Origin of the sequence: Oscillibacter sp. UBA6647 (genome assembly GCA_002455655.1) — a bacterium.
GTDB lineage: Bacteria > Bacillota > Clostridia > Oscillospirales > Oscillospiraceae > Oscillibacter.
In genome coordinates, this window is record DKLF01000055.1 from 1 (window position 1) to 11,296 (window position 11,296).

Genomic DNA, 11,296 nt, shown 5'->3' on the forward strand with positions numbered 1-11,296 from the left:
GCCCAATGCGGGCTGACGGTCCTCCGGCTGCGGCGGGTGCGGGAGCACGCTTTGGAGCTGGGCGCGCTGCCGGAGGGGAAGTGGCGGTATTTAACTGTGGAAGAGCTGTCTGCGCTGCAAGCGCAGTGACAGCGGGATATTGCTGGCGCACCTTCTTTGCCGCCAAAAGAGATATGATTGCAGGATTTATAAAAATCCTGCAATTTTTGCGTTTGCTTCCACATTAGGAATCCATTGCAATCCCAAGGAATTTCAAGAAAATGCCGCTTTTTCAAGGCCGCTGTATCAAAAAAACAAAGGTTTTTATTGAAAAAATGCAGGAAATATGATAAGCTATTCATCACACTTGATCAGCGCCCGGTGCGCTGACCCGGAAGAAGAGATACGGCGGAGGGGAAAATCGTGGCGAAAGGCATTTTATATACGCTGGAGAGCGGCATGAGCGGCTTTTCAAAGGGACAAAAACGCATTGCTTCCTATATTATGGAGAACTATGACAAGGCCGCGTTTATGACGGCCAGCAAGCTGGGGCAGCTCTCGGGCGTCAGTGAATCCACGGTGGTCCGCTTTGCCTATGAGCTGGGCTACGAGGGCTATCCTGCCTTGCAGCGGACGCTGCAGGAAATGATCCGCAGCCGCCTGACCTCTACCCAGCGCATTCAGGTGGCGGACAGCATGATGAGCGGACATGACGTGCTGTCCTCCGTGATGCGTTCTGATTTTGACCGGCTGCGGATGGTGGCGGACAAGGCGGATCGCAGGGAGTTTGACCTTGTGGTGGATGAGCTGGTGCGGGCGCGGCACATCTATATTTTGGGCGTGCGGTCGTCCTCCTTTGTGGCGGGGTATCTGAACTTTTACATGCATCTGCTGCTGGACAACGTAACGCTGGTGCAATCCAACGAGGCGGGAGCGATTTTTGAACAGCTCTTCCGTATCGGACCCGGTGACGTGATGCTGGCCATCAGCTTTCCCCGGTACTCTAAGGCCACCATCAATACCGCGAAATTTGCCAAGGACCGGGGCGCGACAATTCTGGGCATCACGGACAACGAGCTGTCCCCTCTGGGGCAGATGTCCAGTGCGGCGGTGCTGGCCCCCAGCGAAATGATTTCCTTTGTGGACTCTATGGTGGCCCCCATGTCCATGGTAAACGCCCTGCTGGTGGCTCTGGGCTTCCGGCTGGGAAAAGACGTGTCCACCATTTTCTCCGAGCTGGAGGATATCTGGGAAACCTACGGCGTGTTTGGAAAGGCAGAAGATGAATAAAAAGGTTCTGGTGGTCGGCGGCGGTGCCGCCGGTATGATGGCTGCGATTTCGGCGGCGGAGCGGGGTGCGTCCGTGACGCTGCTGGAGCCGGGCGACCGCCTTGGAAAAAAGCTGAATATCACCGGCAAGGGCCGGTGCAACGTCACTAACGATTCCGGGTGCGATGAGCTGCTGGCCAACGTCCCCCGCAACGGAAAGTTTCTTTACAGCGCCTTTTCCCGGTTTGACGGACGGGACGCCATGGCGTTTTTTCAGGAGCTGGGCGTTCCGCTGAAGGTGGAACGGGGGCGGCGGGTATTTCCCCTGTCCGACCGCTCTTTTGACGTCAGCGGCGCGCTGGAGCGGCGGCTGAAAAAGCTGAGCGTCTCCATTTTGCGGCGGCGGGCGGAAAGCCTGCTGCTTGAGGACGGTGCGGTCCGGGGCGTGCAAACGGAACGGGGACCTTTGAACGCCGACGCGGTCATTCTGGCCACCGGCGGAATTTCCTACCCCGCCACCGGTTCCACAGGAGACGGACACCGGTTCGCGGAGCAGGCAGGCCACACGGTCACGCCCCTGCGCGGCTCTTTGGTGCCCCTGCGGGAAGTGGGGAACCTCTGCGCGGCTTTGCAGGGTCTTTCTCTAAAAAACGTGGAGCTGACGGTTTTTGAAAATAACAAAAAAATCCATACCGATTTTGGCGAGCTGCTGTTTACCCATTTTGGGGTCAGCGGCCCGTTGGTCCTGTCCGCCTCTGCCCATATGCGGCATTTCGGAGAAAAGGCGTATCGGCTGGAAATTGATCTGAAGCCTGCGCTGGACGAGGGACAGTTGGACAAGCGGCTGCTGGCGGACTTTGAAAAATACGCCAACAGCGATTTTTGCAACGCGCTGAGCGATCTGCTTCCCCAAAAGCTGATTCCGGTCATGGTAGAGTGCTGCGAAATTTCCCCGCATCGAAAGATACACGATGTCACGCGGGAGGAACGGCAGGGCCTGCTGCGCCTTTTGAAGCATTTTCCCATTGCCGTCGAAGCGCCCCGCCCGGTGGAGGAGGCCATTGTCACCGCTGGCGGCGTAACGGTGCGAGAGATTGACCCACACACCATGGAATCAAAGGTTGTAAAGGGACTATACTTTGCAGGTGAACTGATGGATGTGGACGCCTATACCGGCGGCTTTAACCTGCAAATTGCCTGGGCCACCGGGCGCGCCGCAGGCTTTGCAGCGGCGGATACCAAGGAGTAAGGAGCATTCCCATGAAGAACGTGAGCATTGCCATCGACGGGCCCTCCGGCGCGGGGAAGAGCACCCTGGCCCGGGCGCTGGCAAAGGAAAAAGGATATTTGTACATTGATACCGGCGCCATTTACCGGACCGTCGGCTGCTATGTCCGCCGCTGCGGGGTGGATCCGGCAGAGGAGTCGGCGGTTCTGCGGCTGCTTCCGCAGGCAAAGGTGGAGCTGCGCCGGGGTGAGGATGAAACGCAGCGCATGTTTTTAAACGGGGAAGACGTGTCGGAAGAGATTCGCCTTCCCGAGGTTTCCAAATATGCCTCCGTTGTCTCCGCCCACCCGGAGGTTCGGGCTTATCTGCTGGAAATGCAGCGCGAGCTGGCCCGGAATCACAGCGTGGTGATGGACGGACGGGACATCGGTACGGTGGTCCTGCCCGATGCGGACGTGAAAATCTTTCTCACCGCTTCTGTGGAGGTCCGCGCGAAGCGCCGGTATCTGGAACTTTCGGAGCGGGGAACGCCTGAAGCGCTGGATCAGGTGCGCAGCGAAATTGTCCAGCGGGATTGGGACGACTCCCACCGCGCCGCCGCGCCACTGCGGCAGGCGGAGGGGGCCGTAGCGGTGGATACCACGGCGCTGAATTTTCAGGAGAGCCTGTCCGCGCTTTTGCGGGTGGTGGAGGAGGCGCTGAAATGAAGCCGTTCAACTGTTTTTTTGTGTTTATCTATTATGTGGTGGGCTTTATTACCCATCTTCTTCATCCTGCCAAGGTGGAAGGGATGGACCGCCTGCCCAGAGGAGGGGCGCTGCTGTGCCCCAACCACGCCAGCGACTGGGACCCGATTATGGTGGCGCTGGTGCTGCCGGTGAATTACCGGCTGCACATTATGGCAAAGGAAGAACTGTTCCGCAATCCGCTTCTGGGCTGGATTCTGCGCCGGGTGGGCGCGTTTCCCGTCAGCCGGGGCGGCGGAGACATTCAGTCGGTCAAAACCGCAATGCAGGCCATTAAATCCGGAGACAATCTGCTGATGTTTCCAGAGGGAACCACCGTTCGGAACGGCATCGGTCATGTAGATGGCCTGCCTGCCCACGCCCACGGCGGCGTGGCCATGATTGGGATCCGCACGGGAGCAAAGCTGGTGCCGGTGTTTGTGGACGGGGAGAAGAAGCCCTTCCGGCGTACCCGTATTATCTTTGGCGAGCCCTATGAGCCGAGGATTACCGGGAAGCACGGCACGGCGGAGGAAATTCAGACGGTGGCGGACGAAGTTCTGGCGGCGGCCTACGCTCTGGGCGGGCAGGCCGTGGGAGGGAAGCCGCTGTGAAAGTGTTCTTGGCGCAAAGCGCCGGTTTTTGCTATGGCGTGGAGCGGGCGGTGGAACTGACAAAAAAAGCTGCCGCCAAGAGCGACTGCTGCGTTATGCTGGGGGATCTGATTCACAACGCCCATGTGGTGGCGGAGCTGGAGGCTCTGGGCGTGCGAAAAATCGCAGGGCCGGAGGACGCGCCGGAGGGCGCAACCGTGGTGCTTCGCTCTCACGGAGAGCGGCGGGAGATGGTGGAGGAACTGACAGAACGGGGACTTCGCTGCGTCAGCGCCGCCTGTCCCAACGTGCTGCGGATTCAAACCCTTGTTGGGCAGGCAGAGGAAGACGGACGGCAGGTCATCATCATCGGCGAGCGAAACCATCCCGAAATTCAGGGAATTGCCAGCTATTGCAGGCATCCGCTGATTTTCGGAGGGCCGGAGGAGCTTGCCGCCTGGTTTGCGGAGGACCCAGCACGGCGGGACCTTCCCATCACGGTGGCGGCACAGACCACCTGTATTCGTGAACTTTTTGAGACTTCCATAAAAATCTTAAAAAAACAGTGTACAAACGCCAAAATATTTGATACAATATGCAATGCTACGCGTAAGCGTCAATCCGAGGCGGCAGAGATTGCCGGGCGGGTGGACGCAATGGTGGTGGTTGGAGACCCCAGAAGTGCAAACACCAAACATTTGACGGAAATTTGTATTGAGAGATGCCCGCGCGTTCTCCAAATCGAGGGGGCGGACGAGCTCTCGCCGGATTTTTTCAATGGTTGCTCTGTTGCAGGTCTGACGGCCGGTGCCTCCACGCCTGCGGGCATCATTAAGGAGGTATATGCAACGATGAGTGAAGAAATCAAGAACGTCGAAAGCGGCGAGGAATCCTTTGAGGAACTGCTGAATCAATCTTTTAAGACTTTAAATACAGGCGAAAAGGTAACCGGAATCGTCACGGCCGTGGGTCCCACGGAGGTGCAGGTGGATGTGGGTGCCAAGCAGGCCGCATACATCAAGGCCAGTGAGTTGAGCGACGATCCCAACGCCAAGCCTGAGGAGCTTCTGAAGGTGGGCGACGAGATCGAGGCATATATCGTCCGCGTCAACGACATCGAGGGCTATGCCGAGCTGTCCAAGAAGCGTCTTGACACCGTGAAGGTCTGGGAGAACATCGAGCAGGCCGTCGAGGACAAGACCGTGATGGAAGGCGTCGTCACCGAGGTCAATAAGGGCGGTGTTGTTGTTTCCGTTAAGGGCGTGCGCGTGTTTGTGCCCGCTTCTCAGAGCGGTATGCCCCGCGGCGCGGATCTTGAAACCATGGTCAAGTCCAAGGCGCAGCTCCGCATCACCGAGGTCAACCGTGCCCGCCGCCGTGTGGTGGGTTCCATCCGCTCCGTGGCCGACGAGGCCCGCAGGGCCGCGCAGGACGAGGTGTGGAACAGCATCGAGGTTGGCAAGCGCTATACCGGTACTGTTAAATCCATGACCGCTTACGGCGTGTTTGTGGACATCGGCGGTGTGGACGGCATGGTGCACATTTCCGAGCTGAGCTGGAGCCGCATCAAGACCCCTTCCGAGGTCTGCAAAGTGGGCGATGCTATGGAGGTCTATGTCATCTCCTTTGATGCTGAGAAGCGCAAGATTTCTCTGGGCGTAAAGGATCGCGGCGTGAACCCCTGGGAGGACTTCATGAGCAAGTACCGCGTGGGCGACGTGGCTACGGTCCGCATCGTCAAGCTGATGACCTTCGGTGCGTTTGCCGAGGTTGTCCCCGGCGTGGACGGCCTGATTCACATTTCCCAGATTGCTGACCGGCGCATTGAAAAGCCCGGTGATGTGCTGAGCGAGGGTCAGGAAGTAGATGCCGAGATCATTGCTGTGGACGAGGAGAAGAAGAAGATTTCCCTGTCTATCCGCTCCCTGTTGGCTCCCGCTGAGGAGAGCGCAGACGCTGAGTAAGCCTCCCGTCAATTTATAAACAACGTTGCTCCGGAAATGTAAAAGCATTTCCGGAGCTTTCTTTGTATCCGACTTCTTGATGGGATATGCTCATTCCGATGAATGTGGGCAAAGCGCCTTTGACAAATTGCCGAAAATTTTTAAGCACCGAGGGGTGGAAGACAGGCAACTGGCGACCGCTTTTTATAAATTCCGGTTTTTTCCGGGAAAATCAAGCGTAGCGACGGATGAGGCTCCTCCCGCGCAGGGCTTTGCCGGATAACATGGCTCAGGAAATCCGGCGCGCAAATTTCACAGATTTGATTGCATTCCAAAAATGATTATGTTACAATATTGACAATCTTTGAAACTGCATGGTTTTATTGAAAAAAACAGGGAGGAATTTTTCATGAGCTATCAGGAAACATACAAACAGAAACTGACAACTGCGGACGAGGCTGTCAAGGTCGTCAAATCCGGAGACTGGATTGATTACGGCTGGTGCGTGGGTACTGCTGACGCGCTGGATAAGGCTTTGGCAAAGCGCGCGGATGAGCTGACCGATGTAAATATCCGCGGCGGTGTTCTGACCCGCCGTCCCGCCGTGATGAACATTCCCGATGCGGCACAGCATTTTACATGGAACTCCACGCATATGGGCGGTCTTGAGCGGAAGATGACCAAGGAAGGTCTGGCGTTTTACGTTCCCATCCGGTACTCCGAGCTTCCTCGGTACTACCGCGAAAATATGGCTCCCATCGACGTCCTGATGATACAGGTTACCCCCATGGATTCCCATGGCTGGTTTAACTTCGGGCCCAGTTGCTCCCATCTGAAGGCGGCCTGTGAGCGCAGCAAATGCATTATTCTGGAAGTGAACACCTCCTTGCCCTATTGCCACGGCGGCTTTGAAAACGGCATTCACATCGACGACGTGGATATGATTGTAGAGGGGGGGAACAGCCTTCCCGATGAGCTGGGCGGCGCGGCCCAGCCCAGCGAAACGGATCTCGCCATCGCCCGCCTTGTCATGGAGGAGATTCCCAACGGAGCCTGCCTCCAGCTTGGTATCGGCGCCATGCCCGGCACCGTGGGCAAGCTGATTGCCGAGTCCGATCTGAAGGATTTGGGCGTACATACCGAGATGTACGTGGACGCATTTGTGGATATGTCCAAGGCCGGAAAAATCACAGGCAAGTACAAGCCCTTTGACAAGGGCCGCCAGACCTTTACCTTTGCCGCAGGCACCCGGAAGCTCTATGAGTTCCTGGACAATAACCCCCAGTGCATGGCGGCTCCCGTGGATTATACCAACGACGTTGCCCGGGTGTCTCAGATCCCCAACTTTGTCTCCATCAACGGCGCGGTCGACATTGACCTGTACGGGCAGGTTTCCTCTGAGTCCTCCGGCACCACCCACATCTCCGGTGCGGGCGGCCAGATGGACTTCGTCATGGGCGCATATCTGTCCAAGGGCGGCAAGAGCTTTATCTGCTGCTCCTCCTCCGTAAAGGACAAGAAAACCGGAGAGCTGTCTTCCCGTATCCGTTCCACTCTGCTCAATGGCTCTGTCGTCACTGCCACCCGTACCAACCTGCACTATCTGGTGACGGAGTACGGCAAAGTCAACGTCAAGGGCATGGCCACATGGCAGCGGTCCGAGGCCATCATCAGCATTGCGCATCCTCAGTTCCGGGAAGAGCTGATTGCCGAAGCCGAGAAAATGCACATCTGGCGCCGGTCCAATAAGAAATAAAGTTCTATTTTTGATAAAAACCGCCCTTCACAGTGTTGTGGAGGGCGGTTTTTTACGGTTTACGCAACATTTTTCAGGATATACTTGTAAGATTATCCGAAATGTGATATTATCTATTTAAGATTTTTGGAATTTTAATAACTGCGATAAGCGCATCCGGGACATGAAAGGAGCCTGAAATGTTCAGTGTCGGAGATATGGTGGTTCATCCCATGCACGGCGCCGGTGTGATCGACGGCATTGTGTGTGAGAAGCTCGGCGGCGCAGCGCAGGATTACTATGTCTTTAAGATGATGGTGGGCGGCCTTCTGTTGAAAATTCCAACGGCCAACAGCGACGCCATCGGCTTGCGGCCCGTGTCGGGTCGGGCAGAGGTGGAGGCGCTGTTCAGCGCGCTTCCCACCATGAACATTGAGGAGAGCACCAACTGGAACAAGCGCTACCGCGAAAATCTCCAGCGGCTGAAAAGCGGGGACCTTTATGAGCTGGCCCGGGTGATCAAAAGCCTGACCATACGGGACAGGGAACGAAGCCTTTCCACTGGGGAGCGGAAAATGCTCCATAACGCCAAGCAGATTTTGATTTCGGAAATCGTGCTTACCGGCGTGGGCAGCTATGAGCAGGTGGAGCAGCGGCTGGACGGGTCCATGGAGGTATGAATACGGACCGGGGGAAGCCGGTCGGGGAAGAGGAGATCGAATGTTCCGTTTCTTTCACCGTTTCAGGGACGCGCAGCGTCCCTTCTGCACAGCGCTGGTAGCGGCTGCAGGCAGTTCCTCCCGGATGGGAGAGGGCGCTAACAAGCTGCTGGAGCCGCTGGACGGCATCCCCGTCTTGGCTTGGACCCTGCTGGCCCTTCAAAGGGCGCAGCGGGTGGACGCCATCATCGTGGCGGCCCGGGATGAGGATATCCTGCCCTTTTCCGAGTTGTGCCGTACATATGATATTTCAAAATGCGTCAAGGTGATTCGGGGGGGAGAGTCCCGGACCCATTCTGTTTTGCTGGCGGCCATGGAGTCCGATGAGAAAACGGAGCTTTTGGCGGTGCAGGACGGGGCGCGCCCGCTGACCCCGCCGGAGCTGATTGACAGTGTGATTGAAAAGGCGGCAAGGTGCAACGCCGCCGCCCCGGCGATCCCCGTGAAGGACACGGTAAAAACAGTGCGGGACGGGCAGGTGGAAGAAACGCTGGACCGCTCCGCTCTGGCTGCGGTGCAGACACCGCAGGTGTTTGAGGCCAACCTGCTGAAGGCGGCGCTCCAGTCTGCACTGGAGGATGGCGCGGAGACGACGGACGACTGCTCCGCCGTGGAGCGACTGGGCAAGACTGTGTATTTGGTGGACGGAGACGAAGAGAACCTGAAAATTACCACGCCGCTGGATTTGATTCTGGCCCAGGCAATTTTGGACGCCAGGGAGGGTCGGCTATGACGGGGCTGCGCATTGGTCAGGGATATGACGTTCACCGTCTGGTAGAAGGGAAGAAGCTGATTTTGGGAGGTGTGGAAATTCCCTGGGAAAAGGGACTTCTGGGCCATTCCGACGCGGACGTGCTGACCCACGCCGTGATGGACGCACTGTGCGGTGCGGCGGGGCTTGGCGACATCGGCACCCTGTTTCCGGACAGCGACCCTCAATATGCGGGCGCGGACAGCATTGCCCTTTTGCGGCATGTGGCGGCACTTTTACGGGAGAGGGGCTATGCGGTGGTGAACGTGGATGCCGCACTGATTGCCCAGCAACCGAAAATTGCCCCCTACAAAAAGGAAATGGCACAAAATCTGGCCGTGGCGCTGGGCGTGGAGCGGGATCGGGTGAATGTAAAGGCCACTACGGAAGAAGGTCTTGGCTTCACGGGAGACGGCTCTGGCATGGCTGCGCAGGCCGTGGTGCTTTTGGAAAAGGAATGACAATTGATATGGGAGGCCCGTCCGGAAGGACGGGCCTCCCGTTTGCTTTTTAAGGCCCTGAAAGGCTTGTGGCGGTTCGTCAATGTTTTGTTGTCTCTGTTCTCACCCCTTTTTTCGGTCCGCATAAACTATGGGGAGAGGAGGAGTGTCCGTGGAACAATACTGGATGATCGCCCGCTCTGTGACCTATGCCCAACGAATGGAAAGAATGCTGATGGCCGCGGGGATCCGGACGCGCATCTTCCGCGCTCCTAGAGATTTGAGCAATATGGGCTGCGCGTATGCCGTGGAAGTGACGGGCGGGGCGCTGCGTTCCGCACTGTCGGTTCTTCGGTCGGCGGGGCTTTACCCCGCGAAATTATATTTGTTACAACAGGGAAAATACGTGGAGATTTCTCTGTGAACCGCGTCCGGCGGCTTTGCCGCCGGACCCCGGATAGCGTTGGAACGCGGGGTATAAACGCCGCTTTGGAATCTTTTTTAGGAGGTTGACTATGATTTATCTGGACAGTGCGGCTACCAGCTTCCAAAAGCCGGAGACGGTTGGCCGGGCAATGGTGAAGGCCCTGCAAACCATGAGCTCTCCCGGGCGCGGCGGCTATCCGGCGGCCATGCAGGCGGCAGATACGCTGTTCTCCTGCCGCACGGAACTGGCCGAGCTCTTTCATATATCGGAGCCGGATCGGGTGGTATTCACCATGAACGCCACCCACGGGCTGAATATCGCCATCAAAAGCCTTGTCCCCCGCCGTGGGCGTGTGGTAATTTCCGGCTATGAGCACAACGCCGTCACCCGGCCCCTTGCGGCGCTGGGCGCGGAAATTATTGTGGCCGGCGCGCCGCTGTTCCGGCCGGACCTGACCACGGAGGCCTTTGAAAAAGCTATTACCCCCGACGTGGATGCCGTGGTTTGCAGTCATGTATCCAACGTCTTTGGCGTGGTGCAGCCGGTGGAGGCCGTGGCCGCGCTCTGCCGGGAGAGGGGCGTGCCCTTTATCATTGATGCGTCCCAGTCCGCGGGAGTGATGCCACTGGACATGGCGGAAATGGGTGCGGCGTTTGCCGCCATGCCCGGGCACAAGGGACTGTACGGACCGCAGGGCACCGGAGTTCTGCTCTGCGGCGACAAGATGGATGGAAGTCCTCTCATAGAGGGAGGGACCGGCAGCGTTTCCATCCAGCAGGAAATGCCGGACTTTCTTCCGGACCGGCTGGAAAGCGGAACTCATAACGTACCCGGCATCGCAGGTCTATTGGAGGGGATTCGCTTTGTCCGAGGAAAAGGGGAGAACGCCATCTGCCTCCACGAGCGGAAACTGGCCTTGCAGGCCTCAGAGGGACTGAGAAAGCTCCCCGGCGTCTGCGTGTGCGCGAGAAGGGACCTCTTTGACCAGACCGGCGTGCTCAGTTTTGTGGTGGACGGAGTGGATTCTGAATTTGTGGGCAACGCTCTGACGGAGGCGGGCTTCGCGGTCAGATCCGGTCTGCACTGCGCGCCGCTGGCCCACCGCACGGCCGGAACGATAGACAGCGGCACTGTCCGTCTCAGCTTCTCCGCGTTTAACACGGAAAAAGAGGTGGATTTGCTTCTGGAGACCCTGCCGGGAATCCTGAAGCGCTTTTCCGACTGATTTCCCCCACAGCCGCCCGCACTCGTCTTTCGGGTCGCGGGCGGCAAAGCTGCGTTTGGAGGAAAAATCCTGAAAAGCGGTGAACATACTATGAATTTTGACGCCTTTTGCCTTGCAATTCGGCGTCATTTTCTATATAATATAAACGTTCTTGTAATTTGGGCGTACTCCGAATCCCACGGCTTTCTCCGTGGGCGGAATCCCGCCCTGACCCGGGAAGGAAGCTGATACAGCGATGAGCGCAAAATTTTCGCTTCTGCCG

Annotated in this window: 11 protein-coding genes; all 11 read left to right on the plus strand. The window is 57.7% G+C overall.

Translation table 11 applies throughout. The features are described 5' to 3' along the window. The first annotated feature begins 402 nt into the window (after positions 1–402). Positions 403–1,269, plus strand: a complete 867-nt coding sequence (locus B2W96_RS04310; protein ID WP_293008902.1) for a MurR/RpiR family transcriptional regulator — start codon at positions 403–405, stop codon at positions 1,267–1,269. Continuing rightward, complete coding sequence (locus tag B2W96_RS04315; protein WP_293008904.1) at positions 1,262–2,497, plus strand: NAD(P)/FAD-dependent oxidoreductase; 1,236 nt, start codon at positions 1,262–1,264, stop codon at positions 2,495–2,497. The genes B2W96_RS04310 and B2W96_RS04315 overlap by 8 nt, the downstream gene beginning before the upstream one ends. An 11-nt stretch (positions 2,498–2,508) precedes the next feature. Continuing rightward, positions 2,509–3,183, plus strand: a complete 675-nt coding sequence (gene cmk / locus B2W96_RS04320; protein WP_293008906.1) for a (d)CMP kinase — start codon at positions 2,509–2,511, stop codon at positions 3,181–3,183. Next, the gene (locus tag B2W96_RS04325; protein WP_293008908.1) at positions 3,180–3,815 is read left to right on the plus strand and encodes a lysophospholipid acyltransferase family protein; all 636 of its coding nucleotides are present in this window, start codon (positions 3,180–3,182) and stop codon (positions 3,813–3,815) included. The genes cmk and B2W96_RS04325 overlap by 4 nt, the downstream gene beginning before the upstream one ends. Next, positions 3,812–5,758, plus strand: coding sequence for a bifunctional 4-hydroxy-3-methylbut-2-enyl diphosphate reductase/30S ribosomal protein S1 (locus tag B2W96_RS04330; RefSeq protein ID WP_293008910.1), 1,947 nt, complete (start codon positions 3,812–3,814; stop codon positions 5,756–5,758). Before B2W96_RS04325 ends, B2W96_RS04330 begins: the two co-directional genes overlap by 4 nt. A 388-nt stretch (positions 5,759–6,146) precedes the next feature. Further along, positions 6,147–7,493: a butyryl-CoA:acetate CoA-transferase gene (locus B2W96_RS04335; RefSeq protein ID WP_293008912.1), complete on the plus strand. Its 1,347-nt coding sequence runs from the start codon at positions 6,147–6,149 to the stop codon at positions 7,491–7,493. Positions 7,494–7,672: 179 nt separating this feature from the next. Further along, positions 7,673–8,152 (plus strand): CarD family transcriptional regulator, encoded by a 480-nt coding sequence (locus tag B2W96_RS04340; protein ID WP_293008914.1) that lies wholly within the window; start codon positions 7,673–7,675, stop codon positions 8,150–8,152. A gap of 40 nt (positions 8,153–8,192) precedes the next feature. After that, the gene (gene ispD, locus B2W96_RS04345; protein WP_293008916.1) at positions 8,193–8,924 is read left to right on the plus strand and encodes a 2-C-methyl-D-erythritol 4-phosphate cytidylyltransferase; all 732 of its coding nucleotides are present in this window, start codon (positions 8,193–8,195) and stop codon (positions 8,922–8,924) included. Then, the gene (gene ispF, locus B2W96_RS04350) at positions 8,921–9,403 is read left to right on the plus strand and encodes a 2-C-methyl-D-erythritol 2,4-cyclodiphosphate synthase (RefSeq protein ID WP_397354778.1); all 483 of its coding nucleotides are present in this window, start codon (positions 8,921–8,923) and stop codon (positions 9,401–9,403) included. Before ispD ends, ispF begins: the two co-directional genes overlap by 4 nt. 151 nt (positions 9,404–9,554) lie before the next feature. Continuing rightward, positions 9,555–9,806, plus strand: coding sequence for a DUF3343 domain-containing protein (locus tag B2W96_RS04355; RefSeq protein ID WP_293008918.1), 252 nt, complete (start codon positions 9,555–9,557; stop codon positions 9,804–9,806). A gap of 91 nt (positions 9,807–9,897) precedes the next feature. Continuing rightward, a complete protein-coding gene (locus B2W96_RS04360) occupies positions 9,898–11,034 on the plus strand; it encodes an aminotransferase class V-fold PLP-dependent enzyme (protein ID WP_293008920.1) in 1,137 nt (378 codons plus the stop codon). The last annotated feature ends 262 nt before the right edge of the window (positions 11,035–11,296 follow it).